At 74.5% G+C, this 24,760-nt stretch carries 23 protein-coding genes; 9 read left to right on the top strand and 14 right to left on the bottom strand.

Translation table 11 applies throughout. The features are described from left to right. Positions 1-113: 113 nt before the first annotated feature. The 3 genes from ACRYRX_RS05470 to ACRYRX_RS05460 all read right to left on the bottom strand — a co-directional run bounded on the left by ACRYRX_RS05470 (position 114) and on the right by ACRYRX_RS05460 (position 2,512). Positions 114-875 (bottom strand): YcnI family protein, encoded by a 762-nt coding sequence (locus ACRYRX_RS05470; RefSeq protein ID WP_432510816.1) that lies wholly within the window; start codon positions 873-875, stop codon positions 114-116. Positions 876-898: 23 nt separating this feature from the next. Next, on the bottom strand, positions 899-1,519 hold the full coding sequence (locus ACRYRX_RS05465; RefSeq protein WP_432510815.1) for a hypothetical protein: 621 nt from the start codon (positions 1,517-1,519) through the stop codon (positions 899-901). 78 nt (positions 1,520-1,597) lie between these two features. Next, a complete protein-coding gene (locus tag ACRYRX_RS05460) occupies positions 1,598-2,512 on the bottom strand; it encodes a hypothetical protein (RefSeq protein ID WP_432510814.1) in 915 nt (304 codons plus the stop codon). Between the two features lie 215 nt (positions 2,513-2,727). Here ACRYRX_RS05460 and ACRYRX_RS05455 point away from each other — a divergent pair, with 215 nt between their 5' ends. Together ACRYRX_RS05455 and ACRYRX_RS05450 are read left to right on the top strand one after the other, a co-directional pair. Beyond that, on the top strand, positions 2,728-3,600 hold the full coding sequence (locus tag ACRYRX_RS05455) for a hypothetical protein (RefSeq protein WP_432510813.1): 873 nt from the start codon (positions 2,728-2,730) through the stop codon (positions 3,598-3,600). Between the two features lie 134 nt (positions 3,601-3,734). Further along, positions 3,735-4,484, top strand: coding sequence for a class I SAM-dependent methyltransferase (locus ACRYRX_RS05450; protein ID WP_432510812.1), 750 nt, complete (start codon positions 3,735-3,737; stop codon positions 4,482-4,484). 148 nt (positions 4,485-4,632) lie between these two features. Here the strand turns inward: ACRYRX_RS05450 and ACRYRX_RS05445 are convergent, their stop codons facing one another. The 6 genes from ACRYRX_RS05445 to ACRYRX_RS05420 form a co-directional block, all read right to left on the bottom strand. After that, positions 4,633-5,073 (bottom strand): chemotaxis protein CheW, encoded by a 441-nt coding sequence (locus ACRYRX_RS05445; RefSeq protein ID WP_432510811.1) that lies wholly within the window; start codon positions 5,071-5,073, stop codon positions 4,633-4,635. Position 5,074: 1 nt separating this feature from the next. After that, complete coding sequence (locus tag ACRYRX_RS05440) at positions 5,075-7,489, bottom strand: chemotaxis protein CheW (protein ID WP_432510810.1); 2,415 nt, start codon at positions 7,487-7,489, stop codon at positions 5,075-5,077. 207 nt (positions 7,490-7,696) lie between these two features. Further along, entirely contained in the window at positions 7,697-8,320 is a 624-nt protein-coding gene (locus ACRYRX_RS05435) for a GTP-binding protein (RefSeq protein ID WP_432510809.1), read from the bottom strand. Next, positions 8,301-8,696 (bottom strand): DUF742 domain-containing protein, encoded by a 396-nt coding sequence (locus tag ACRYRX_RS05430; RefSeq protein WP_432510808.1) that lies wholly within the window; start codon positions 8,694-8,696, stop codon positions 8,301-8,303. Before ACRYRX_RS05430 ends, ACRYRX_RS05435 begins: the two co-directional genes overlap by 20 nt. 6 nt (positions 8,697-8,702) lie before the next feature. Further along, complete coding sequence (locus ACRYRX_RS05425; protein WP_432510807.1) at positions 8,703-9,149, bottom strand: roadblock/LC7 domain-containing protein; 447 nt, start codon at positions 9,147-9,149, stop codon at positions 8,703-8,705. Between the two features lie 81 nt (positions 9,150-9,230). Continuing rightward, the gene (locus ACRYRX_RS05420) at positions 9,231-12,413 is read right to left on the bottom strand and encodes a sensor histidine kinase (RefSeq protein ID WP_432510806.1); all 3,183 of its coding nucleotides are present in this window, start codon (positions 12,411-12,413) and stop codon (positions 9,231-9,233) included. A 181-nt stretch (positions 12,414-12,594) separates the two neighbouring features. Between ACRYRX_RS05420 and mobA the strand changes: the two genes are divergently transcribed. Both mobA and ACRYRX_RS05410 read left to right on the top strand, forming a co-directional pair. Then, on the top strand, positions 12,595-13,179 hold the full coding sequence (gene mobA, locus ACRYRX_RS05415; protein WP_432510804.1) for a molybdenum cofactor guanylyltransferase: 585 nt from the start codon (positions 12,595-12,597) through the stop codon (positions 13,177-13,179). A gap of 10 nt (positions 13,180-13,189) precedes the next feature. After that, on the top strand, positions 13,190-14,176 hold the full coding sequence (locus tag ACRYRX_RS05410; RefSeq protein WP_432510803.1) for an NAD(P)H-quinone oxidoreductase: 987 nt from the start codon (positions 13,190-13,192) through the stop codon (positions 14,174-14,176). A gap of 7 nt (positions 14,177-14,183) precedes the next feature. On the opposite strand, the gene ACRYRX_RS05405 is transcribed toward ACRYRX_RS05410, so the two are convergent. Together ACRYRX_RS05405 and ACRYRX_RS05400 are read right to left on the bottom strand one after the other, a co-directional pair. Continuing rightward, positions 14,184-15,095 (bottom strand): ABC transporter substrate-binding protein, encoded by a 912-nt coding sequence (locus tag ACRYRX_RS05405; protein WP_432510802.1) that lies wholly within the window; start codon positions 15,093-15,095, stop codon positions 14,184-14,186. 57 nt (positions 15,096-15,152) lie between these two features. Further along, the gene (locus ACRYRX_RS05400) at positions 15,153-15,593 is read right to left on the bottom strand and encodes an Hsp20/alpha crystallin family protein (protein ID WP_432510800.1); all 441 of its coding nucleotides are present in this window, start codon (positions 15,591-15,593) and stop codon (positions 15,153-15,155) included. Positions 15,594-15,729: 136 nt separating this feature from the next. Here ACRYRX_RS05400 and ACRYRX_RS05395 point away from each other — a divergent pair, with 136 nt between their 5' ends. Then, complete coding sequence (locus ACRYRX_RS05395; protein ID WP_432510799.1) at positions 15,730-16,698, top strand: aldo/keto reductase; 969 nt, start codon at positions 15,730-15,732, stop codon at positions 16,696-16,698. A gap of 93 nt (positions 16,699-16,791) precedes the next feature. Here ACRYRX_RS05395 and ACRYRX_RS05390 read toward each other — a convergent pair whose 3' ends face one another. Both ACRYRX_RS05390 and ACRYRX_RS05385 read right to left on the bottom strand, forming a co-directional pair. Beyond that, a complete protein-coding gene (locus tag ACRYRX_RS05390; RefSeq protein ID WP_432510798.1) occupies positions 16,792-18,225 on the bottom strand; it encodes a sugar porter family MFS transporter in 1,434 nt (477 codons plus the stop codon). After that, positions 18,222-19,082, bottom strand: coding sequence for a phytanoyl-CoA dioxygenase family protein (locus tag ACRYRX_RS05385; RefSeq protein WP_432510797.1), 861 nt, complete (start codon positions 19,080-19,082; stop codon positions 18,222-18,224). Before ACRYRX_RS05385 ends, ACRYRX_RS05390 begins: the two co-directional genes overlap by 4 nt. Before the next feature lie 122 nt (positions 19,083-19,204). On the opposite strand from ACRYRX_RS05385, the gene ACRYRX_RS05380 reads away from it, so the two are divergent. Continuing rightward, positions 19,205-20,233, top strand: coding sequence for a LacI family DNA-binding transcriptional regulator (locus tag ACRYRX_RS05380; RefSeq protein ID WP_432510796.1), 1,029 nt, complete (start codon positions 19,205-19,207; stop codon positions 20,231-20,233). A gap of 10 nt (positions 20,234-20,243) precedes the next feature. Here the strand turns inward: ACRYRX_RS05380 and ACRYRX_RS05375 are convergent, their stop codons facing one another. Further along, positions 20,244-21,218, bottom strand: a complete 975-nt coding sequence (locus ACRYRX_RS05375; RefSeq protein WP_432510795.1) for a sugar-binding transcriptional regulator — start codon at positions 21,216-21,218, stop codon at positions 20,244-20,246. Positions 21,219-21,402: 184 nt separating this feature from the next. Here ACRYRX_RS05375 and ACRYRX_RS05370 point away from each other — a divergent pair, with 184 nt between their 5' ends. From ACRYRX_RS05370 to ACRYRX_RS05360, 3 genes are all read left to right on the top strand, one after another. Next, a complete protein-coding gene (locus ACRYRX_RS05370; protein WP_432510794.1) occupies positions 21,403-22,818 on the top strand; it encodes an ABC transporter substrate-binding protein in 1,416 nt (471 codons plus the stop codon). A gap of 90 nt (positions 22,819-22,908) precedes the next feature. After that, a complete protein-coding gene (locus tag ACRYRX_RS05365; protein WP_432510793.1) occupies positions 22,909-23,874 on the top strand; it encodes a carbohydrate ABC transporter permease in 966 nt (321 codons plus the stop codon). Beyond that, a complete protein-coding gene (locus ACRYRX_RS05360; RefSeq protein WP_432510792.1) occupies positions 23,871-24,755 on the top strand; it encodes a carbohydrate ABC transporter permease in 885 nt (294 codons plus the stop codon). The genes ACRYRX_RS05365 and ACRYRX_RS05360 overlap by 4 nt, the downstream gene beginning before the upstream one ends. Positions 24,756-24,760 lie beyond the last annotated feature (5 nt).

The raw sequence follows: 24,760 nt of genomic DNA, 5'->3' as shown, positions 1-24,760 counted from the left end.
TGAGGTTAGCCTATCTAAAGACCTGCCCGGCCCCGCTCCCCACCCGCCCGGCCCCTCCCCCGGCGACCGGGGACGCGGGGTCCTCGATCGCCGGGGGCGTCAGCGCGGGTGGGTCAGCGCTGGCGGCGCAGCAGGACGACCACCAGCGCGGCCAGGCCCAGGACCAGCCCCCCGCCGGCGAGCCCGCGGGCCAGCGGGTCCGACCCCCGCGCCGACTCCTGCGCGGCGTCGTCCGCCGCTCCGTCCGCGGTGTCGTCCGCGGTGTCGTCCGCGGTGGTCGCGCCGTGGGCGCCGTGGGCGTCGGCGCCGTCCGCGGCCGCCGTCGTCGTGAACTCCGGCGCGGGGTGCTCCGGTTCGGCGGCCCCCTCGGCCGCGACGTCGGCCCAGTCCGCGACCTCGCCGTCGGCGTACGTCTGCACCGTCGGCAGGGTGATGCGGGTCCCCTCCTCCGGCAGCGGGCCGACGTTCGCCTCGAACTCCTCGAACTGCCCGACGCCGATGCCCGCGGTCCCGGGGTCGGCCGTCCAGGTGATCGTCAGCGGGGCCCGCGTCACGGTCACCCCGTCGGTCTCGACGGGTTCGGGCAACGCCCCCTCGGTGACGGTGGCGGTCCAGCCCGCGACGGGCCGGGTCGCGACGTAGGTGAACGGGTGGTCGGTCGGCAGGGTCACCCGCACCGACGTCGTCGCGGCCGCGTCGGACTCGTTCGGGACGCGGAACGTCACGACGCTGTAGCCGCCGGCGGCGGTGGCGTCGGGGACGGCGTGCACGTGCGCCGAGGCCGGCGCGGCGGCCAGGAACGCTGCGCCGCAAGCGGTCGCGGCGACCGCGAGGACGCGCCGGGGCGTGCGGGAGGGCAGGGTGGAACGCTTCACGGGGTTTCTCCGGGTGTCTGTCGTCAGGACGTGGTGGCGAGGGCGGGAACCCCCGGCGGACCACGCCGGCGGACCCGGCGCACCACGACCCAGCGCGGCCGCGGACGTTCCTGCGCCCGCACCCGCGGACGCGGACCGGTGACGGGGGGCGCCACCGCGCGCGCCACCCGCACGAGGGGGCGCAACCACGCCCACAACGACCAGAGCAGACCCTCGGCGTGCAGCAGCGCCAGCAGCGCCAGCCCCGTCGCGAGGACGTGCGCGCACGTCATCGGCACCGACGGGACCGCCGGCAGCACGACCTGCCCGAGGGGCACGAGCGTCTGGTGGTGCCCGGTGGAGGCGACCGCGTACAGCGGCCCGGCGCAGGTCTCGAACAGGGAGTGCAGCGCGAACTGCCCCCCGCCGAGCAGCGCGGCCAGCACCGGCCAGGACAGGCGACGGCCGGCCGGCAGCAGGCAGACGGCGACCAGCAGGACCGCGACCGCACCCAGCAGCAACGGCCCCGGCAGGGCACCGCCGGCGCTCGCGTGCGACCCGGCGGCCAGACCCAGGACGGTCGCGGCGACGCCCCCGGCGCGCAGCAGCCGCAGCGTCCCGCCCGTCGGACCGGCCGGACCGGTCGTCGGGAGGGCGGTCAGCACCCGGTCACGGTACCGGCGGCGGACCGGCCCCCGGGACCTCGGCCGGAGTGGTGGCCGAGGTGGTGGGCGGGACGGGGGTCAGGCCGGGCCGAACGCCGCTTCCCACGGGCGCAGCAGGACCGCGCGGGCGTCGGAGCTGAGGAGGTCGGCGACGACCTCGGCGTGCACGACCCCGCTGACGACGTTCCACAGCCCGTTCGCGCCGTCGGCGGCGTCGAGGCCACCGGCCCGGAACGCGCGCACCGCCAGCAGCTGGGCGACGGCCGCGGTGCGGACCCGGTCGGACAGGTGCACGGCCCACGACGCGTCGTGGACGGCGCCGGCCCACTCCCCCGCCGACGGGCGGCTGGTCGCGGCCACCGCGCGCAGGCAGGCGCGGTCGGTGCCGTCGAGGCGGCGCAGGGTGTCCAGGACGCGGGCGACCCCGGCCTGCTCCGGGCCCAGGCCCGCGGGGTGCTCGGACAGCGGGGCCAGGTCGCGGGCGGCCTGCAGGTACGGGTGGGCCAGGACGCGGCGGACGTGGTCGGGCAGCCGGTCGCCGAGGTAGGCCGAGACGGCCGCGTCGGCCAGGACGTCCGCGGCGCGGGCGGAGTCCTCGGTCCGCAGCCGCGGGCCCCCGGCCAGGGGCTCGGTCCAGGTCCAGTCCAGGACGTCGTGCCCGACGAGCCGGACGAGGGCGTCGGCGTCGGCGATGGTGCTGGTCTGCAGGACCCGCACCACCCCGGCCTCGACGCGGGCGCCGGACACCTCGTCGGTGAAGTCGTCGTGGGCCAGGCCGTTGGCGACCTGGTGCAGCACGTCGGTGATCTGCGGCAGGTTGTCGGTGGCGGTCCGCACCGCGGCCCACGCGGCGGTGCGCACGGCCGGGTCGTGCCGGGCGGCGAGGACCTCGATCTCGCGGGGGCCGCAGTCGAGGGCGCGCAGCAGCACCTCGGCGGCGGAGTCGCCGCTGGGCAGGCGGACGAGGTCGAAGCCCAGGACTGGGGAACTCACCAGGGAGTAGTGCACGGTCGTCGCCTCCAGGCCTGGGACACCTCCACCCGGTCCGGCGGAGTCTTCACACCCTGACACTGCGTGAGCGCCGAGACCAGGCGGAGTCCTCCGTCCGGCCGCACCACGACGGTGGGGGCGCTCCCGGCCGCTCACCGACCGCGACGGCGTGCACCCGTCCGGGGGACGTGGCGGCCCTGCGGCCGTAACGTCGAGTCGTGGTGGAGGGGGTGGACGGGGTGGACGGGGTGGACCGGGACGAGGACGCCCACGGGGACGCGCGCGGGGACGCGCGCGAGGACGAGGTCGGGGACGACGCGCCGGCCCCCGGCCGCTGGGCCTCGTGGCTGCTCGTCGCCGCGTGCGTCGCGCCGCCGCTGCTGCTGGCCGAGGCGGCGCGGCGGGTGCTGGGCGGGGACCACGACGACGACTACTTCGGCTGGTACGCGGCGACCTCATTCGACGACGTCTCCACCTCCCCCGCCGACGCCTCGCTGGGCGAGCGGTTCCGCGTGCTGTGGGCCGTCCTGGACCTGCCCGGCCCGCTGTGGGGCACCGTCGTGGGCGGCCTGCTGCTCACCGTGGTCGTGCTGACCGGCCGGCCGGCCGCGCTGGTCCCGGGCCGGTGGGCGCGGCGGGCCCCCGCGGCGGCGTCGTGGCTGTCGGCCGCGGGGTCCCTCGCGGCGCTGCTGGGGGTGCTGTCGGCCTGGTCCGCCCCGGCGCAGGACCGGCAGGGCCGGCTGCCGGCGATCTTCGGCGGCGGGCTGCCGGACGACCCGCCCGCCCTGGCCGCGGCGGTGGCGGTGCTGGTCCCCGCGGTCCTGGTGCCCGCCCTCACCGGCGGGGTCCTGTGGCGGGCCGAGCCGGTGCCCGGGTCCCCCGCGACCGGTCCCGCGCCCGCCCGGCCGCCCGCCGAACCGGCGGCCGAGCCGCCCGCGGAACCCGCCGCGGAACCACTCGCGGAACCTCCCGCTCAACCCCCCGCGGAACTCCCCGCGGAACCCCCGGCCGCAGCTCCGCGCGCGACCCCGGACGAGCAGGTCCCCGTCGTCGCCGAGGCCGACCGGCACCTCTACCGACGCCCCGGCTGACCCGGGAACGCCGCGTCCCGCCGCGCGACGCCGGTGACGGGACCGCCCAGGGCAGCGGCGGCACCGGCCGGGCCGAGCGGGTGCCGACCACGCGGTCCCCTGACGGGGCGCGCCCAGCCGCCTACGGTGTGCAGGTGCCTGGCCCGGAGCACTTCGAGATCCACGCCGAGACCTACGAACGGGCCAGACCGCCGTACCCGGCGCAGCTGTGGGCCCGCCTGGCGGAGCTGGGTCTGCTGGTACCGGGGGCCCGGGTGCTCGAACTGGGCGCGGGGACCGGGCAGGCCACCGGGCCGATGGTCGACGCCGGCGCCCGGGTGCTGGCCGTGGAGCCCGGCGCCGAACTGGCCGGGCGCCTGCGCCGGCGTTTCCCGCAGGTCGAGGTGCGGGTCGGCACCGCCGAACGCGCGCCGTTGCCGACGGCGGCCTTCGAGGTGGCGGTGGCGGCCACCTCGGTGCACTGGTTCGACCTGGACGCGGTGCTGCCCAGAGTGCACCGCGCCCTGGTCCCGGGCGGCTGGTTCGCCGTGTGGCGCAACGTCTTCGGTGACCCGTCCGTGCCCCCGACGCCTTTCCGGGAGCGGGTCGCGCAGATCACGGCCCACCGCCGCGAGCCGCCGCGGCCCGGCCCCGGGGAGCTGGACACCACGGCGTGGGTCGAGCGGCTGACCCGCAGCGGGCACTTCAGCCCGAGGCACGTCGAGCAGTTCCCCTGGGCCATCGAGCTGAGCACCGAGGAGGTGCGGGACCTGTTCACCACCTTCAGCAACTGGGACGCGGCCGAGGTGGCGGAGGCGGCCGGTGCGGTCGAAGAACTCGGTGGACGGGTGCTCGAGCACTACCTGACCCCGCTGATCGTGCTGCAGCGCGCCGGCGGGCCCTGACGCGCCCCGTGCCGACGGCCGGTACCCGCGCGGGGGGGCACCTCGGAGCCGCTCACCGTCACCGCGCGGCTGATCCCCTCGCGCGGTTCGCCCCGGGAACGCCGGACGGGGTGGGACCCTCTCGGGTCCCACCCCGTCCGGGTGGTTCTCAGGCCGCGCCCTCCGCGCCCTCGATCTCCAGCGCCTTGTCCACGTCGAGGACGAGCAGCAGCGCGTCGTCGAGCTTGTAGGCACCGCGGATCAGCTCGCGGATCGGGCCGGACAGCGTGTCCGGCGGCGGCTCGAAGGTGGAGTCGGTGACCTCGATGACCCCGCCGATCGAGTCGACGAGCAGGCTCCAGACCTCCTCGGCGGCGCGGACGACGACGTTCATCGCGACCTTGCCCTCGGCGCGGTCGGGCATGTTCAGCCGGCGGCGCAGGTCGAGCGCGGTGACGACCTGACCGCGCAGGTTGATCAGCCCGGCGACGGCGTACGGCGCCAGCGGGGCGGGCGTGCGGGGCTGCTCGGTGAGCACCTCCTGCACGCGCCGGACCTCGACACCGAACAGGTGCCCGGCCAGGTGGAACGTGGCGTACTGCGTGGACACGTCAGACCCCCAGTCGCTTGGAAGCTTCGGCCAGCTCGTTCTGAGCCTGCTCGGTGAAGAAGTTCGGGTCGGCCGCCAGGATCGCGGCGCGGACGTCGAGGAGCTCGGTCACGCGGTCGCGGATGACCGCGGAACCGACCAGGCCGGCGTCGTCGATGTCGCTGTGCGCGTCCTGCCCCGACACGATGTCGACGATCTCGTCGACGACGATCGCGACGGACCGGCCGCGCGCGGAGTACACGACACCCGGCAGGGACGTGACCTCCTGCGCGCCGTACCCGGCGCGCGCCCCGCCACCGAGGTGGTGGGACAGGCGCACCAGCGGCAGGATCTCGCCGCGGTAGCGGACGACCTCGCGGCGGCCGACGCGCTCGATGGACTCCGTCTTGAACTCCTCCAGGCGCGTGACGACGTCCAGCGGGATCGCGACCCGGCGGTTGTCGCCCAGGCCGACGACCAGCAGGCGCTGACCGTCACCGGTCGTGGCGTGCTCGGCGGCGGTCTGGTCGGCGACGTGCTCGACGCCGTCGGAGCGCATGGTGCGGCGGGCCAGGGACTGCACGTCGAGGATCAGCGAGACGCGGCCGTCACCCAGGATCGTGGCCCCGGCGAAGGCGCCGATGGCCTTCAGCGCGCCCGACAGGGGCTTGACGACGATCTCCTCGGTGTCCAGGACGCGGTCGACGAGCAGGCCGAAGCGGCGCCCGTCGCACTCCAGGACGGCGATGACGAGGTTCGTCGGCAGCTCGACGTCGGCGGGCCGGGCCAGTTCGAGGGCTTCCTCGAGGCGGATCAGCGGCAGCAGCGCACCGCGCAGGCGGTACACCTTGGCGCCACCGACGTCCTCGATCGCCTTGCTCATGCGCTCGGTGTCGAGGCTGACGAGCTCGAGCAGGTTGACCTGCGGCATGGCGTACCGCTGGCCGGCGCACTCGACGGTCAGGGCCGGCACGATCGCCAGCGTCAGCGGGATCCGCAGGCGCCAGACGGTGCCCTGGCCGGTGACGGACTCGACGTCGACCGAACCGCCGATGCGCTCGATGTTCGTCTTCACGACGTCCATGCCGACGCCGCGGCCGGAGACGTTCGTGACCTTCGCCGCGGTGGAGAACCCGGGCAGGAACAGGAACTGCAGGATGTCGTTCGGGGTGAGCGACTCCAGCTTGGCCGCGGAGACCAGGCCCTTCTCGACGGCCTTGGCGCCGATGACGGCCGGGTCGATGCCCTTGCCGTCGTCCTTGATCTCGACGACGACCTGACCACCCTCGTGCGCGGCGCGCAGCTTCAGGGTGCCGACCTCGTTCTTGCCGGCGGCGCGGCGGGTCTCGGGCGACTCGATGCCGTGGTCGACCGCGTTGCGGACGATGTGGGTCAGCGGGTCCTTGACCGCCTCGAGCAGGGTGCGGTCGAGCTCGGTCTCCCCACCCTCCATCTCGAGCTTGATCTTGCGGCCGAGCATGTTGCCGAGGTCGCGGACGACGCGGGGCAGCTTGGACCACAGGTGGTCGATGGCCTGCATGCGGGTCCGCATGACCGTCTCCTGCATCTCGCTGGCGACGAGGTTCAGGCGGTGGCAGGCGCGGGTGAGGTCCTCGTCGCGCAGCGCGCCGGCGCGCTGGAGGATCTGGTTGCGGGCCAGGACGAGCTCACCGGCCTGGCGGACCAGGGACTCCAGCAGCTCGACGTCGACGCGGATGGTGGCCTCGGCGGCGGACGCCTTCTCCGAGGCGCCACCGGCGGCGGGGGCCGGGGCGGCGGCGGGCGCGGGGGCCGCCGGCGCCGGGGCGGGCGCGGCGGGGACCTCGGCGACGGGTGCGGCGACGACGGGCTCGGGCTCGGCGACCGGCTCGGGCTCGGCGACGGCCTCGGCGACCGGCTCGGGCTCCACGACCGGCTCGGGCTCGGCGACGGGCTCGGGCTCCACGACGGGCTCGGGCTCGGCGACCGGGGCGGCCTCGGCGACCGGGGCGGCGACGGGCGCGGCGGGGACCTCGACGCCGGCGGCGTCGGAGGCCGGCAGGACCGGCACGTCCCCGTCGAGCACGGCGCGGATGGCGGCGACGACGGCGGAGACCTCGACGCCGTCCTCGCTGTGCGAGGACTCGATGGAGGACAGCAGCGCGCGGATGGTGTCGACCATGCGCAGCAGGACGTCGGTGGTGATCGGCGTCATGACGAGCTGGCCGTCGCGCAGGCGGGCCAGCAGGTTCTCACCGACGTGGGCGACGGACTCCAGGCGCGAGAACGCCAGGAAGCCGGAGGTGCCCTTGATCGTGTGGATGGTCCGGAAGACGCTCGCGAGCAGCTCGCGCGAGCCGGGCTGCTGCTCCAGCGCGACGAGGTCGGAGTCCAGCTGGTCCAGGTTCTCGTAGCTCTCGACGAGGAACTCTTGGACGATCTCGTCCATGTCGTCCACGTGGCGCTCCCACTTCTCGCGGCGGTCGATCCCGGCTGTGGGACCGCTGTCAATCACTTGCTCCCAGTCCTCATCGGCACGTCGGGCGCAGAGCTGAAACGGACCCCCCTGCCACCTGCCCCCGCGGTCGCGCAGGGGTGGGCGGCCGGGGACGCGGCAGAGGCCGGCCCCCGGCGATCGGGGACCGGCCTCTGCGGGCGGGCGGCGTCAGGCGCCGGCGTTGAGGCGGGCGAGCGCCGTCTGCACGAGGGTGATGAGGCTGTGCTTCGTCGCGGCCTTGGAACGCGCGTCGGTGTAGACGAGCGGCACGTGGTCGGGGACGGCGAGCGCCTCGCGGACGGAGTCCAGCTCGTGCTGGGCGACGCCGTCGAAGCAGTTGACGGCGACGACGAACGGGATGCCGCGGGACTCGAAGTAGTCCACCGCCGGGAAGCACTGGTCGAGGCGGTCGGTGTCGACCAGGACGACCGCACCGATGGCGCCCTTGACCAGGTCGTCCCACATGAACAGGAACCGGTCCTGGCCGGGGGTGCCGAACAGGTACAGCCACAGGTTGCCCGGCAGCGCGATGCGGCCGAAGTCCATGGCGACCGTGGTGGACGTCTTGCGGTCGGAGTTCAGGCCCGCGTCGTCGACGCCGACCGAGTGCTCGGTCATGGCGGCTTCGGTGCGCAGCGGCTCGATGTCGGAGATCGAGCCGATGAAGGTCGTCTTGCCGACGGCGAACCCGCCGGCCACGACGATCTTGACGACGGTGGGCGGTGCCTGGACGTCGGTTCCCGCGGGCGCTCCGGCTCCGGCGGGGCTGACGTCAGAGCGAGGAAATGCCATTGAGAACACTCTCCAGAACGCTGATGGTGGTCGCGGGTTGGGGGGCGGAGGTCATGGTCATGCCGTGGATGCGGACCTTCCCGGACTGGGACAGGTCGCTGACCACGACGCGCACGACACCGACCGGCAGGTGGACGTGGGCGGACAGTTCCGCGATCGACAGGTAGGACGTCCTGGTGAGTTCGAGGATCCTGCGCCGTTCCGGCGTCATCCCGATCTCCGGTGCGGCCGTGGCCTCCACGAGCGCCTCGACCGGCAGGTCGGCGTTGCTCGGGCGGGTGCGGCCACCGGTGACGGTGTACGGGCGGACGGTGAACTCCTCGGCGTCCTGGTCGTCGTCGTCGGACCAGAGGTCCGCACTACCAGGGGCTGTCATCCGGCGTCACCACCGGCCCGCGACGGGCGCCGAGGTGGGCAGGGCGGCCCGCATCTCCGACACCAGCTGCGGGGTGAGGACGGTCTCGGCGCGCTGGACCAGCATCGCCATCTCGTAGCCGATGAGCCCGACGTCGCAGCCGGCTTCGGCGGCGACGGCCAGGACGGAGCCGTCGGAGATGTTGACGAGGAAGAAGAACGCGTCGTCCATCTCGATGATGGCCTGGCGGACGTCGCCGGACTGCAGCTGGTTGGCGGCGCCGCGGGCGAGGCTGGAGACGCCCGAGACGATCGCGGCGAGCTGGTCGCCGGCCTCGCGGTGGAGCTTGTCGGACATCGCCATCAGGAGGCCGTCGGCGGAGACGACGACGGTGTGGGTGACGCCGGGGACGCTCTTGACGAAGTTGTCGAGGAGCCAGCTGAAGTCGGCGGCCTCGGAGCTAAGCGCGGTCACAGTGGGTTTCCTCTTCTCGGGGCGTTCTGCTGGTGGGTGGTGGTGCGGGTGGCTGCCCGGAGGGTCCTCCGGGGGTTCTGGTCAGGCGTCACCGGCGGTTCCGCTCTCGGGAGCGGCCGGGGCGTCGGCCTGGTTGTCGCCGGCGCGGCCGCGGGAGACGCCGGCCTGGAAGCCGGACAGCATCGAGCGGACGTCGGCGGGGGCGCGGCGCTGGCGGTTGGCCGCGGGGCGGGCCGGGGCGGGCTTGGCCGCGGCCGCGGTGGCGCCCGCCTGGCGGCGGACGAGCGGGGCGGAGCCGGTGCCGCGCGAGGGGGTGAAGTTCTGCCCCTCGGTGAGGGCGTTCAGCGCTTCGGCCGCGAGGGCGTTGCGCTGGCGCAGGGCCTCACCGACCGTGCGGTTCGCGGCCGGGGCCGCGGGGGCCGCGGGGGCCGGGACGACGGGCGTCTCGACCACGGGCGTCTCGACGACGGGCACGACCGGCTCGGCGACCGGCGCGACCGGGACCACCGGCACGACCGGCTCGGCCACCGGGACCACCGGGGCCACCGGGACGACCGGCTCGGCCACCGGCACGACCGGCTCGGCCACCGGAGCGACCGGGACCACCGGGACGACCGGCTCGGCGACCGGGGCCACGGGGGCCACCGGGACGACCGGCTCGGCCACCGGGACGACCGGGGCGACCGGCTCGGCGGGCGTCTCCGCCGCGCGGTTCGCCTCGAGGGCGTCCAGCGCGGACCCGGCCAGCTCGGTGTCGGCCCCGCGCTTGCGGGACGTCCAGAACGCCTCGGCCGCGGTCTTCGGCGGCGTCGCGGAGTCGCGGACCTGCCGCGGCTTCTTCCCGGCCCTGGGCAGGATGTCCTGCGCCGCGGCCAGTGCCGCGGGGGCCTGCTCGCGCCGTTCGCGCTTGGGCATCGCCGGGGCGCCGGAGGCACCCGGGGCGGGGGCCGCGGCGGGCTTCCAGGGCTGCTCGGGCTCGACGACCGGCGGCACCACCGGGGCCACCGGGGCCACCGGGGCGGCCGCGGCGTCGGCCTTGGCCTGCGCCTGGGCGCCGCGGCGGCGGGTCGGCAGCTGCCGGCCCTCGACCTTGGCCTTGGGCGCGGTCACCCCGACCTCGGAGCCGGCGGCGGCCTCGGCCGCGGACTTCGACAGCGTCTCGGACAGGGCGTCGCCGAGGCCGCTGGCGGCCAGCGGGTTGCTGACGATGGTGTTCGCGCCGCCGGTGGGGGCGGACGGGGTGCGGCTGGGCAGCGCGTCGGGCAGGGCCGAAGGTGCCTGCGGCAGGGCCGAGGGCGCCTCGGGCAGGGCGGAGACCGCCGCGTCGGCGACCGGCAGGCCGGAGTCCAGCGCGGCCAGTTCCGGCTGCCCGCCCTTGACGCTGCCCGGGGTGAACAGGGCGGCGGGCAGGACCAGGGTCACGGTGGTGCCGCGGCCCTCGGCGGTGACGAACTCGACCTCGGCGTCCAGGCGGCCGGCGAGGCGGCCCACGACGTAGAAGCCGAGGCGCTGGGCGCCGACGAACTCCGAGGCGCGACCACCGGAGATGCGCTGGTGGGCGGTCTGGACCTCCTCGTCGGTCATCCCGAGGCCGGTGTCCTTGATGGTGATCTCGACGCCGCGGTCGGTCTCGGCGGTGCCGACGACGACGCGGCTGCCGGGGTCGGAGAAGTTCGTCGCGTTCTCGAGGAGCTCGGCGATCATGTGCGAGGCCGACAGCGCGAGGTGGCCGACGACCGGCGGGTCGACCTGCAGGGCGAGGTCGACGCGGTCGTAGTGCTCGATCTCCCCGGCCGCGGTGCGGACGACGTCCGACAGCGGCAGCGGGCGGCGCAGGCGGCGGCCGGTGTTGATGCCGGCCAGCACGAGCAGGGACTCGGCGTTGCGCCGCATCCGGGTCGCGAGGTGGTCGAGGGTGAAGAGGTCCTCGAGGGTGTCGGGGTTCTCCTCGGTCCGCTCCAGCTGGTCCAGGAAGGCCAGCTGGCGGGCCAGCAGCGTCTGGTCGCGGCGGGCGACGTTGACGAACATCTCGGCGATGGAGGCGCGCAGGGCGGCCTGCTCACCGGCGATGCGGAACGTCGTCTCGTTGAGGTCGTTGATGACGACCTTGAGCTGGCCGATCTCGTCGTTGCTGGTGACGGGGATGGGGGTGAACTCCACGCCCGGGCCCTCGCCGGGGGTCTGCATGCGCTCGACCATGCGGGGCAGCTCGTCGCGGACCTCGGTCGCGGCGCGCGCCAGGTCGGCGAGGCGGCGGCCGATGTCGCGGGCGGTGCGGGAACCGAACCAGCCGACGGCGGCGAACAGCAGCAGGGCGACGACGAGCAGGACGACGGTGCCGACGGTGGCGCGGGTGGCCGCGGCGTCGGCCTCCTCGGCGACGTCGGCGGCGCGCTCGACGATGGCGTCCTGGTAGGCCGTGATGACCTGCCCGGTGGTGTCCTCCCACGCGGCCGCCGTCAGCGACGGGGTGCTGCTCGCGGCGAACAGGTTGCGGTCCTGGTTGAGGAAGGCGAGCGCGGAGTTCGTGGGGCCGCTGTTGAGCTGCGCGTCGAACTCGGCGATGTCGTCCTCGCGCAGGCGGTAGCGGGCCTGCTGCTCGAAGTACGCACCGCGCTCGATGGCGGTCTCGCGCAGCCCCTGGACCGCGGAGGAGGAGGTGCCGCCCAGGACGAGGGAACCGGCGGTCTGCTCGACCGCGAGGGCGTCGACGCGCTTGAGCAGGTACCCGAAGGCGCCGATCTCCTGCGCCATGTCGCGGTCGCCGGCCTGCTCGGCCACGGCGACGGTGAGGTCGGTCGCGGCGGAGCTGATGGCGCTGTAGGTGTCGAGCGCCGCGGTGGGCGTGGTGGTGGCGCCGTCGACGGCGTTGCGCGCCTGCGGCAGCGTCTGGCCCAGGGCCCGGGTGACGGCGTCGTTGGCGGCGCCGGCGCTGCCGGCGGTGAGGTCGAGGCCGCTGTCGGCGACGGCCTGCTGGACGGCGGCGATCGCGGCGTCGGTCGCGGCCCGGTCGGTCGCCAGCTTCCCCTCACCCTCGTCGGTGGGCGCGGTCAGGTACTGGACGCTGTCCTTGCGCTCGGTCTGGAGCGCGGTGAAGAACTCGTTGATCGTCGCGGTCGACTTCGCGTAGGCGGCGAGGTGACGGCGCTCCGTGGTCGAGACCGCGTTCTGGGCGGTCGTGGCGACGACGGCGACGAGCAGGAGCACGAGGGGGACGACCAGGAGGACCGCGAGCTTGGCTCGGATGCTCAGGTTCCGCAGCATGTCAACCTTCCGTACGCGTGGTGAGCGGTCGAACTGCTCACCGGGGTGTCGAGCAGACTCGTGAGTGATCGGGACGCGGGACCGCCGGGTGAACCCGGTGGGCACCGAAACCCTCGTTCGGCCCATCGGCAGCCCGGCGCGTCGCTTGACCGTTTCAAGCGCGGCGTGCGTCCCTCGACCCGTGAGCGGTGACGGGGTCGGGGTGGTCGTGGTCGCCGGGGGCGCGGGGACGCGTTTCGCGGCCCGTGCGGGGGCGGGGGCGGACAAGCTGGCCGCCCCCCTGGGGTCCTCGACCGTGAGGGGCACCCTCCTGGAGGGGCTGGACGGGTGGCACGTCGTGGTCGTCGGGCCCGGCGGGGTGCGCGAGGACCCGCCCGGGGGTGGGCCGCTGGCCGGTTTCGCGGCCGGGCTGGCGGCCGTGCGGGGCGAGGTGGTGGTGCTGCTGGGCGGGGACCAGCCGTTCGCGGCGAGCGCGGTCCCGCGCCTGGTGGCGGCGTTGCGGGCGGACCCGGCGCTGGACGCCGTGGTGGGGGTGGACCCCGGCGGCCGGCGGCAGCCGCTGCTGTCGGCGCACCGGCGCGCGGCGGCGGTCCGCGTCCTGGACGGGTTGCCGGCGGTGGCCGGGCTGCCGCTGCGCGAGCTGTTCCGCGGGCACGTCGCGGAGGTCCCCGTGAGCGCGCGCGAGTGCCTGGACGTGGACGTGCCCGCGGACCTGGACCGGGCGCGGGACCTGCTGGGAGGGGCGGGGACGGACCGTCCGACGTAGGGTCCGCAGGGTGCGCGCGGTGATCGTCGACCCTCCCGGTTCCCTCCGGCTGTCCGAGCTGCCCGACCCGGTGGCCGGGCCCGGGGAGGTGCTGGTGCGGGTCGCGGCGGCGGGGGTGAACCGGGCCGACGTGATGCAGCGGCGGGGGAAGTACCCCTCGCCGCCCGGTGCCCCGGAGCACCCCGGGCTGGAGGTGTCGGGGTGGGTCGCGGCGCTCGGCCCGGGGGTCTCGGGGTGGCGGGTCGGCGAGCCGGTCTGTGCGCTGCTGGCCGGTGGCGGGTACGGCGAGCTGGTCGCGGTGCCGGTCGGTCAGGTGCTGCCGGTCCCGGCGGGGGTGCCGGTGGAGGACGCCGCGGCGCTGCCCGAGGTGGCCTGCACGGTGTGGAGCAACGTGTTCACGCTGGCGGGGTTGCGGCCGGGTGAGTCGCTGCTGGTGCACGGCGGGTCCAGCGGCATCGGGACGATGGCGATCCAGCTGGCCCGGCAGGTCGGGGCGCGCGTCGCGGTGACGGCGGGGTCGGCGGAGAAGCTGGAGGCCTGCGCCGCGCTCGGCGCGGAACTGCTCGTGAACTACCGCACCGACGACTTCGTGGCGGCGGTGCGGGCCTGGGAACCGGCGGGGGCCGACGTCGTCCTCGACGTCGTGGGGGCGCCCTACCTGGCCCGGAACGTGGAGGTCCTGGCCACGAACGGGCGTCTCGTCGTGATCGCCACCCAGGGCGGCACGAGCGCCGAGGTCGACCTGGGCACGTTGATGCGCAAGCGGATCTCGTTGCACGCCACGACGTTGCGGGCGCGGCCGACGGCGGAGAAGGCGGCGATCGTCGCGAGCGTGCGCGACCACGTGTGGCCGCTGGTCGCCGACGGCGCCGTGCGCCCGGTGGTGCACGAGCGGTTCGCCCTGGCCGACGCCGCCCGCGCCCACGAGGTGCTGGAGGGTTCGGCGCACGTCGGCAAGCTGCTGCTGCTGACGGGCGCCGAACCCCCCGTCGCCTGAGGGTGGGTCAGGGGGCGTCGAGGACGCGGTCGATGTCGTCGAGGACGCGCCGGCCGCCGAGCGGGCCGACCCCGGAGATCCAGTAGGACGTGTCGACGAGGTGCACGGCCGGGAAGGCCGCGGGGTTGCCTGCGACGAGCGCCGGGACCCCGGCCGGGTCGTCCACGTCCTGGACGGGGACGAACAGGTGGTCGGCGGCGGCCTCGGGGACCCGCTCGGGGGAGATGTCGACCTGGATGCCGCCGGCCCAGTCGCGGGCGGGCAGGGTCAGGCCCGCGCACTCCAGGACGCTGCCGGCGAACGAGGTGGGGCCGTAGAGGCTGAGGGTGCCGCCGTCGCGGGGGCGGACGAGGTTCGCGGTGCCGGCGGACGGGTGCTCGCTCGCGACCTCCTCGCAGTGGCGGCGGTGCTCGGCGAGCAGTTCGGCGGCCCGGTCGGCCCGGCCGAGGGCTTCCCCGACGAGTTCGACGTTCTGCTGCCAGGGGTCGGACTGGGTCGCCATGAACACCGTGGGCGCGATGGCCTGCAGCTCGTCGTAGAGCTCCGCGTGGCGGGAGTCGGTGCCGAGGACGAGGTCGGGGGCGAGCGCCGCGATGGCCTCGAGGTCGGGTTCGGGGACGGTGCCGACGGGTTGCACCGCGTCGCCGACGCCGAGGTAGGCCGGGACGCCGGTGACGTTGCTCGCGACGGCGGCCCCGACGGGGGTGAGGCCGAGGGCGACGGCGGTGTCGAGCTGGAGGGGTTCGAGGACGACGACGCGCCGGGGCTCGGCGGGGACGGTCGTGGTCCCGCGGGCGTGCTGGACGCTGCGCCCGGCCGCGGCGGTCGGGGTCTCCCCCGCCGCCGAGGACGGGGACGAGGAGCAGCCGGCGGCGACGAGCCCGGCGGCGAGGGTGAGGGCGAGGGTTTTCACGCGCACATCAGGTGAGCCTACCCTGACCTGCGCGCTCCTCTCCCCCGCCCTCCCGCGGGACGGTCAGGCCGGGGTCGCGGCCGTGACGGCGATGCGGGTCGGCTGGACGGTCGCGTGCGCGCCCGCCACCCGGACGGTGAGGATCCCCGCGTCGTAGCTCGCGCTCACGGCGTCGGCCGTCACGGTGCTGGGCAGCGAGAAGGCGCGCCGGAAGGCGCCGTAGCGGAACTCGCTGCGACCGCGCGCGTCCTCGGCGCGGAGGTCCTCGCGCTCGCCGCGGACGACGAGCCGGCCCTGCTCGACCTCGACGGTGACGTCGTCGAGGGCGACGCCGGGCAGTTCCAGCTTCACGACCGCGTCGTCGCCGTCGCGCCCCACCTCGGCGGCGGGGACGGGACCGGCGGGGGCGGGACGGGTGGGGGCGCCGAAGCCGCTGCGGACCAGCGCGTCGAACCGGGCCTGGGTCTCGAAGGGGCTGCGGCGCCACACGGACAAGGTGTTCACGATCGTCCTCCTCGGACGGTTCTCGGCGCCCGGGTCGGGCGCCTCCGGGGGTCACAACCTGGGTCGGGTCGGCTCGATGCCGGTGTTCGCCGGGGGCTGACGGGTGGACGGACCCGACCCGGGGAAGGATCACGGCATGGAGCACGTGAAACTCGGCCGCACCGGCCTCGAGGTGTCCCGCCTGGCGCTCGGCTGCATGAGCTACGGCGACCCGCAGCGCGGCAACCACGCCTGGACCCTGCCCGAGGAGGAGAGCCGCCCGTTCCTGCACCGCGCCCTCGACGCGGGGGTGAACTTCTTCGACACCGCGAACGTGTACTCCGACGGTTCCAGCGAGGAGATCCTGGGCCGTGTCCTGCTGGGAGCGGTCCGGCGCGACGAGGTCGTCATCGCCACCAAGGTGCACGGCCGGATGCGCCCGGGCCCCAACGGCGCGGGCCTGTCCCGGCAGGCGATCCTCAGCGAGATCGACAACTCCCTGCGCCGCCTGGGCACCGACCACGTCGACCTCTACCAGATCCACCGCTTCGACCCGACGGTCCCGCTGGAGGAGACGCTGCAGGCGCTGCACGACGTCGTCCAGGCCGGCAAGGTCCGCTACCTCGGGGCCAGCTCCATGTGGGCGTGGCAGTTCGCCAAGGCCCTGCACCTGCAGGAACGCCACGGCTGGACCCGGTTCGTCACCATGCAGGACCACTACAACCTCCTCTACCGCGAGGAGGAGCGCGAGATGCTGCCGCTGTGCGCCGACGAGGGCATCGGCGTCATCCCGTGGAGCCCGCTGGCCCGCGGGAAGCTGACGCGCGACTGGGACGCCGCGACGAACCGGTCGGAGAAGGACGAGTTCGGCAAGACGCTCTACCGCGACTCCGACGCCGACGTGGTGGCGGCCGTGGCCCGCGTCGCGCAGCGCCGAGGGGTCTCCCGCGCCCAGGTGGCGCTGGCCTGGGTGGCGCGGAACCCGGTCGTCACCGCCCCGATCGTGGGGGCGACCAAACCCCACCACCTCGACGACGCGCTCGCCGCGCTGGAGCTGGAGCTGACCGACGAGGAGGTCGCGGAGCTGGAGGCGCCCTACGAACCCCACGAGGTCGCCGGGTTCTGACGCCCCCCGGACGCCGTACGGCTCCACGTCCCGACGGTGCAGGACCGCCGGGACGTGGAGCCGCGGGACGGGATCGGGCGGGGTCGGGCGGGGTCAGGGCCGCCGGGACGCGGCGGCCGGCGCCGGGTCGCGGCCGGCCGCGCCGACGGACTCGACGAACCGCCCGGGCCCGCGCAGGGCCTGCTCGATCTGCTCCAGGCTGCGGCCCTTGGGTTCGGGCACGTAGCGGGCCACGAAGGCGATGCACAGCACGTTCATCAGCGCGTAGATCCCGAAGGTGGCCGTCCGGCCGATGCTGTTGACGGCGGTGAGCGCGGTCAGGGCGATGAGCAGGTCGAAGCCCCACAGGGTCAGCGCCGCCAGGCTCGTCGCGGGCCCGCGCACGGCCAGCGGCAGGATCTCCGGCCCGAGCAGCCAGACGACCGACTGCATGCTCACGCCGTTGAGGCCGATGTAGGCGAACAGCGCGCCGACGATCACCCACTGCTGGGTCACGGAGGTCTGCTCGGGCAGGAAGGACAGCGCGAGCACCCCCATCGCCAGCGCGGAACCGGGCATGAGCAGCAGCAGGATGCGGCGCCGCCCGACGCGGTCGACCAGCAGGGTCCCGGCGATGCCCGCGGCCACGAGCATGACGCCGATCCCGATGCCGGTCAGCAGGGCCACGGAGTCGCCGAAACCCGCGTCGGTGAGCACCGTCGGGGCGTAGTAGACGACCGCGTTGATCCCGGTGAGCTGGGAGAACATGGCGATGCCGAGCGCGGCCACCAGCGCGGGCCGGATCCAGCCGCGGCGCAGTTCCCGCCAGGGGTTGGCCGGCAGCCGGTCCTGCACCGCGTGGATCTCGGCGATCTCCGCGTCCACGTCGTCCTCGGGGCGGCGCAGCCGGGCGAGCACGGCGCGGGCCTGCTCGGTCCGCCCCGCCTCCACCAGCCAGCGCGGGCTCTCCGGCAGCCGCGTCATGCCGACGACCAGGACGAGCGCCGGGACGAGGGCCAGCGCGAACATCCACCGCCAGCCGTCGCCGTGGCCGGCGAGCAGGTACCCGCAGACGTAGGCCACGAGCTGCCCGATGGCGACCATGAGCTGGAACAGCACCATGAGCCGGCCGCGGATCCCCGGCGGGGCCATCTCGGCGATGTAGACGGGCACCATCGCCGAGGCGCCGCCCACCGAGAGCCCGAGGACGAAGCGCGCGGCGATGAGGGAGCCGGTGCCCGGGGCGAGCGCCGCGGCGACGGCCCCCAGCCCGAAGACGACGGCGACGGCCAGCACGATGCGCCGCCGCCCGAACCGGTTGGACAGCGCCCCGCCGCCGAGGGCGCCGACCATCGCGCCGACGAGGATGGCGCTGACCACCACCTCCTGCTCGCGCGGGGACAGCCCGAAGTCGCGGCTGAGGAACAGCAGGGCGCTGGAGATGATCCCGGTGTCGTAGCCGAACAGCAGCCCCCCGAGGGCGGAGGTGGCCGCGACCGCGTAGACGAGCCGGGGTTGCCGGCCCGTGGGGGCGGAGCGGACGCTCACGCCTCTCCCATGACGAGGCCCTCGATGGTGTGCTTCTGCGTGATGGGGGTGAGCTCGTCCACCACCGGGCAGTGCAGGTGGGCCTTCACCCGCTCGGGCAGCTCCTCCCAGTACTGCTTGGTGACCGCCATGTCGTGGTGCTCGGCGTTGCCGGCGCCGGGGGCGTCCACGCCCAGGACGAGCACGGGGCGCGGCTTCTGGGAGAAGTTCTTCGTCCCGCGGTGGATGGTCAGCGCCGAGCGGGCCGAGATGTCACCGCGCTGCGGGTACTTGCGGACCGCCAGTCCCTCGTAGCGGCCGTAGACGGACTTGTCGGGGAACATCTCGTGCTTGAACTCCGACCCGTCGTCGAACTGGGTGCCGGGGGCGACCTCGAAGGGACCCATGTCCTCCTCGGTGTCGACCGCCGTGAGGTTGAAGGCCAGCGAGGTCAGGCGCCGGTCGCGGCGGGTCTCCTCCGGGGCGGGGAAGTCGCGGTGCCAGGGCTGGTTCACGGCGCCGGCGAAGGGGACGTCGAAGCCGAGCTCGACGATCTCGTAGTCCTCCCCGAGGACGCCGGTGCAGACCTGGCGCACCCACGGGTGGTCGACGAGGTCGACGAACCCGCGCATCTGCTCGGGGTGGATCTCCACGTAGTAGCGGTTGGGGCCGCGGCCCACCGCGCCGTCGGGGCGGGAGCGGGCCTCCTCGAAGGCGGCCTCGATGTCCTCGCGGAGCCGGTCGGCCCACTCGGTGCTGAAGGCGCCCTTGCGGGCGACGATCCCGTCGCGGTAGATCGCCGCGACGAGCTCCTCGGTGCTGGGCTCGGGGTCCTGCGGCGTGGTCGGGGTCTGGTTCGCCGTCACGTTCGCGGTCATGGTCCACCTCTTCGTCGAGTACGGGGCGACTCCAGTCTGCAACGTGGCATGCCACGTGGCAAGCGGAGGCCGGGAACACCGTGCGACGATCCTCGGAGGGAGCGGACGAAGGGAGTGCACGCGTGGCGGCGAACCTGCGCGAGGTCGCGGCGAAGGCCGGGGTCTCGGTGCGGACGGTGTCCAACGTCGTCAGCGGGGCCGGCCCGGTCGCCCCCGCCACCCGGGCCCGCGTCCAGCAGGTCCTCGACGAGCTGGGCTACCGGCCGAACCTGGCCGCCCGCCACCTGCGCGGCGGCCGCACCGGCGTCATCGGCCTCGTCGTCCCCGAGCTCACCTCGGCCTACTTCGCCGAGGTGGCGGGCCTGCTGGTCGAGAACGCCCTCGAACGGTCCTGGACGGTCCTGGTCAACGAGTCCGGCGGCACCGTCGAGGGCGAGCGCCGCCTGCTGGAGGGCAGCGGCGGCCGGATGCTCGACGGCCTGGTCGTCAGCCCCTGGGCGCTGCCGCCGGAGGAGCTGTCCGAGCACGCGAGCCGGCTGCCGCTGGTCGTGCTGGGCGAGCGCGACCCCGCGGGCGTGGCCGACCACGTCACCGTGGACAACGTCGCCGCGGCGCACGCGGTGACGTCCCACCTCGCCGGCCTCGGGCGCCGCCGCATCGCCGCGGTCGGGCTGCAGCCGCACCTGACCAACGGCACCGCGGCGCAACGGCTCCTGGGGTACCGGCAGGCGCTCGCCGACGCCGGTCTGCCCCACGACGAGACGCTGGAGGTGCCCGTCGGGACGCTGCACCGGGCCCAGGGGGCGCGAGCGGTGGAAGCCCTGCTGGCCGCGCCGCGACCGCCCGACGCGGTCTTCTGCTTCAGCGACGGCCTCGCGCTGGGGGCGCTGCGGGTGATCCTGCGCAGCGGGCGGCGCGTCCCCGACGACATCGCCGTCGCCGGCTTCGACGACATCGAGGACGGCCGGTACGCGACGCCGTCGCTGACCACCGTGTCCCCGGACAAGCGGCAGATCGCCGCCCGCGCGCTCGCGTGCCTGGCCGACCGCATCGGCCGGCGCGGCACCGTCGCGGCCCAGCGGATCGTCGTCCCGCACCGGCTCGTCGTGCGGGAGAGCACGGCGGGCGCGGAGCCGGGCGGCGGGCGCTAGGCGTGCTCGGCTAGGACGGGGTCGCGAGGACCGCGCGGGCCAGCGACGCGTGCGTCACCAGCGTCGAGACCAGCCCGCTGCGCAGCACGCTCGCGGTGGCCTCGGCGCGCAGGTCGCCGCAGGCCATGGCGACGACGTCGGGGGTCGCGCGCAGCTGGCGGCCCGTGACGCCGATGACCCGGTCGGCCAGGGCGTCGACCTCGGTCCCGTCCGCGCCCAGCAGGACGCCGGTGACCTCCGCGACGACGCCGGCGGCCGAGAGCGCCTCGCGGTCGGCGGTGCCCAGGGAGTCCAGGGCGGTCGACTCCCCCGGCCGCCAGGCGCCGACCGAGACGACGGCGCGGGTGAGCCGGTCGAGCTCGGCCAGCGCCTCGCTGATGCCCGACTGCGACCGCAGCCCGTCGGCGGTGGCGGCGTCGGGCACGGCCAGGGGGGCGTAGAAGGTGGTGGCCGAGGACCCGGTGGCCTCGGCGGCGCGGCGCACGAGCTCGACGGCGCTCTCGTCCACGTCCGGTCGCGGCAGGGCCCCGGACAGCTGCACGAAACGGCAGCCGAGGGGGGCCGCCAGGGCGGCGGCCAGCTGGGAGATGGTCCGGCCCCAGGCGAGGCCGACGACGTCGTCGGCGGTGACGCTCTCCTCCAGCAGCCCGGCGGTGAAGGTCGCGACGGCGCGGCGCTGCCCGGCGACGGTGTCGTCGTCGGGCCGCACGACGTAGACCGACCGCACGCCGAACCGTTCGCGCACGGCGTCGGCGAGGTCGCCGTCGAGGGAGCTGGGCACGACGACCTGGATCTGCACGAGGCCGGCCTCCTGGGCGTCGGCGAGCAGGCGGGCGACCTTGAACCGGCTGACGCCGAGCTGGCGGGCGATGTCGACCTTGGTCTGCCCCTCGACGTAGAAGCGGCGGGCCGCGGCGGCCGCGAGGGCGAGGGCGCTCGTGGACGGGCGGCGGGACGTGGCGCCGCGGGCGGGCGTCTTCGCCATGGCTGCTCCTGGGGGGTGGATGAGTTGACAGTGCCCGTGTCGCGCGTCACGATCGGCACAGCTGAGAGTAGTCCGCTCAAATGAGCGGTCGCAACGGTCGCACCGCCGGGGCACCCCCGGTCCGCGGACCCGGAGATCTCGACCAGTCGAAGAAGACGTCGAAGAGGACACTGGAGGGCACACCATGGCTGGACGTCACGGAATCCACCTGCCCGGCACCCGCTCGAGCATCAGCCGCCGCGCGGCCCTGGGCGGCGCGGCCGGGCTGGGCGGAGCGGCCTTCCTGGGCGCCTGCTCCGGCGCCGGCGGCGGGGGCGGCGCAGGGGGCGGCGGAGGTGGTGGCGACGACAAGACGCTCAACGTCATCATGGTCAACAACCCGCAGATGGTCGACCTGCAGAAGCTCACCGCCGACCACTTCACCAAGGACACCGGCATCACGGTCAAGTACACCGTGCTGCCCGAGAACGACGTCCGCGACAAGATCAGCCAGGAGTTCTCCAGCCAGGCCGGCCAGTACGACGTCGCCTCGATCTCCAACTACGAGGTGCCGTTCTACTCCACCAACGGCTGGCTCGCGCCGCTGGACGACTTCATCTCCGCCGACTCGGAGTTCGACCAGGACGACATCCTCAAGCCGCTGGCGACCGCCCTCACCGGCGAGGACGGCAAGGTCTACGCCGAGCCGTTCTACGGCGAGAGCTCGTTCCTCATGTACCGCAAGGACGTCTTCGAGTCCAAGGGCCTCACCATGCCCGAGAAGCCGACCTGGCAGGAGGTGGCCGACTTCGCCGCCCAGCTCGACGGCGCGCAGCCGGGCATGAAGGGCATCGCCCTGCGCGGCCTGCCCGGCTGGGGCCAGGTGTTCGCCCCGCTCACCACGGTCGTCAACACCTTCGGCGGCACCTGGTTCAGCGAGGACTGGACCGCGCAGGTCAACGCGCCGGAGTTCGTCGAGGCGACGAAGTTCTACGTCGACCTGGTCCGCGCCCACGGCGAGAACGGCGCCCCGCAGGCCGGGTTCACCGAGTGCCTCAACGGCATGACCCAGGGCCAGGTCGCCATGTGGTACGACGCGACGTCGGCCGCCGGGTCCCTCGACGCGGCCGGGTCGCCCGTGGCCGGGAAGATCGGGTACACCGCCGCGCCGGTCAACAAGACCGACTCCTCCGGCTGGCTCTACACCTGGGCCTGGGGCGTGCAGAAGGCGTCCAAGCGGCAGGAGAACGCCTGGAAGTTCATCTCCTGGGCCTCCAGCCAGAAGTACGAGGAACTCGTCGGCACCGAGGTCGGCTGGGCCAGCGTCCCGGCCGGCAAGCGCACCTCCACCTACGAGAACGCCGACTACCAGAAGTCCGCCGGCCCCTTCTACCAGGCCACCCAGGACGCCATCAACGCCGCGAACCCGGAGGACCCGGGCCTGCAGCCCCGCCCGGCCCCCGGCATCCAGTTCATCGCGATCCCCGAGTTCGCCGACCTCGGCACCCAGGTCTCGCAGTTCGTCTCCTCGGCCATCGCCGGGCAGACCAGCGTCGAGGACGCCCTGGACCAGGGCCAGGAACTCGCCACGAAGCTGGTCAGCGACAAGTACAAGAAGTGACCCCCGCGGGGCCCCGGTGACGCCGGGGCCTCGCCACCCAGCCCCGCCACCCCAGCCGTCTGCCCCCCGGGAGCACGGAGGACGTCCCCCATGAGCGCAAGCACCGCCCCCCACCACACGAAGGTGGGCCCCGACCGGCCCCAGCGCAGTGCGGGCTCGGCGCGCCGGGCCGCCGACTGGGCCCGCCGCGCGCCCCTGCTGCCCGCGCTGATCTTCACGATCATCGTGACGCAGCTGCCGTTCGTGGCGACCATCGTCATCTCGTTCATGAACTGGAACTCCTACTACCCCCAGGACCGCGGGTTCGGCGGCATCGACAACTACGTCTCGGTGTTCACCAACGCCCAGCTGCGCGAGGCCGTCGTCAACACGGTCGTCCTCACCGTGACGGTCGTGCTCATCAGCCTCGTCCTGGGGATGCTCATCGCCCTGCTGCTGGACCGGAGGTTCGCCGGCCGCGGCGCCGTGCGCACCATGATGATCGCGCCGTTCCTCGTCGTCCCCATCGCCGCCGCCCTGCTGTGGAAGCACGCCCTGTTCAACCCGAACTACGGCCTGCTCAACGGCACGATCAACGCGGTCTGGAAGCTGTTCGGCTCCGACTCGGCCCCGCAGGTCGACTGGCTGTCCACCGCGCCGAAGATCGCCATCGAGGTGTCCCTCATCTGGCAGTGGACGCCGTTCATGATGCTGATCCTGCTCGCGGGCCTGCAGTCGAAACCGGCCGACGCCGAGGAGGCCGCCCGCATGGACGGCGCCAGCGCCTTCCAGATCTTCCGGTACCTGACGTTCCCGCACCTGCGGCAGTACCTCGAGCTCGGCGGCCTGCTCGGCGCCATCTACATCGTGCAGAACTTCGACGCCGTGTTCACCATCACCGCCGGTGGCCTGGGCACCGCGAACCTGCCGTACACGATCTACCAGACCGTGTTCTCCGCCCACGACTACGGCCTCGCCTCGGCCATGGGCGTCGTGGTCGTCATCGCCACCATCGTCATCGCGACCTTCGCCCTGCGCGTCGTGTCCAGCATGTTCAAGCAGGAGGCCGGCCGATGAGCACCGCCGTTCTGAAGTCGGGCACGAACGCCCACGTCCCCACCTCCAAGAAGGAGCAGCGCGCCCGGGAGCTGAACCGCAGCAAGCCGATCTGGGGCGCCCTGGCCTGGGTCGTCGGCGTCCTGTTCGTCCTGCCCGTGCTGTGGATGGTCCTGACGTCCCTGCACTCCGAGACCGACGCGGCCACCAACCCGCCCTCGATCGCCGCCGCCCTCACCCTGGACGGCTACCGCGCGTTCTGGTCCGCCGGGCCCGTCCCCCCGCTGCTGAACTCGGCGATGGCGTCGGTGATCTCCACCGCCCTCGTCCTGTGCCTGGCGATCCCGGCCGCGTTCGCGCTGTCGATCCGCCCGGTGCGCAAGTGGACCGACGTCATGTTCTTCTTCCTGTCCACGAAGTTCATGCCGCTGGTCGCGGGCCTGCTGCCGCTGTACCTGTTCGCCACGCAGACCGGCACCCTGGACAACATCTGGCTGCTGATCGTCCTGTACACCTCGATGAACCTGCCCATCGCGGTGTGGATGATGCAGTCGTTCCTGGCCGAGGTCCCCGGCGAGATGCTGGAGGCGGCGTCCATCGACGGCGCCGGGCTCCTGCGGATGCTGTGGTCGATCGTCCGGCCCGTCGCCATGCCCGGCGTCGCGGCCACCGCGCTGATCTGCTTCATCTTCTCCTGGAACGAGCTGCTGCTGGCCCGCACCCTGACCGCCACCGTCGCCGGGACCGCGCCGGTCTTCCTCACCGGCTTCGTCACCAGCCAGGGCCTGTTCCTCGCCCAGCTGTGCGCGGCGGCCACGGTCATCTCCCTGCCCGTGCTCGTCGCCGGTTTCGCCGCCCAGGACAAGCTCGTGCAGGGTCTGTCCATGGGTGCCGTCAAGTGACCAGC

Origin of the sequence: Kineococcus lubricus (assembly GCF_050871965.1) — a bacterium.
GTDB lineage: Bacteria > Actinomycetota > Actinomycetes > Actinomycetales > Kineococcaceae > Kineococcus.
Note: the sequence above shows the minus strand (reverse complement) of the source record. Positions and strands in the feature narration are given on the sequence as shown.

Coding starts and splice junctions, on each gene's coding strand:
- ACRYRX_RS05435 (WP_432510809.1), bottom strand. CDS start 8,320: ATGGCATTTCCTCGCTCTGACGTCAGCCCCGCCGGAGCCGGAGCGCCC.
- ACRYRX_RS05430 (WP_432510808.1), bottom strand. CDS start 8,696: ATGACAGCCCCTGGTAGTGCGGACCTCTGGTCCGACGACGACGACCAG.
- ACRYRX_RS05420 (WP_432510806.1), bottom strand. CDS start 12,413: ATGCTGCGGAACCTGAGCATCCGAGCCAAGCTCGCGGTCCTCCTGGTC.
- ACRYRX_RS05395 (WP_432510799.1), top strand. CDS start 15,730: ATGGAGCACGTGAAACTCGGCCGCACCGGCCTCGAGGTGTCCCGCCTG.
- ACRYRX_RS05385 (WP_432510797.1), bottom strand. CDS start 19,082: ATGACCGCGAACGTGACGGCGAACCAGACCCCGACCACGCCGCAGGAC.
- ACRYRX_RS05375 (WP_432510795.1), bottom strand. CDS start 21,218: ATGGCGAAGACGCCCGCCCGCGGCGCCACGTCCCGCCGCCCGTCCACG.
- ACRYRX_RS05370 (WP_432510794.1), top strand. CDS start 21,403: ATGGCTGGACGTCACGGAATCCACCTGCCCGGCACCCGCTCGAGCATC.
- ACRYRX_RS05365 (WP_432510793.1), top strand. CDS start 22,909: ATGAGCGCAAGCACCGCCCCCCACCACACGAAGGTGGGCCCCGACCGG.
- ACRYRX_RS05360 (WP_432510792.1), top strand. CDS start 23,871: ATGAGCACCGCCGTTCTGAAGTCGGGCACGAACGCCCACGTCCCCACC.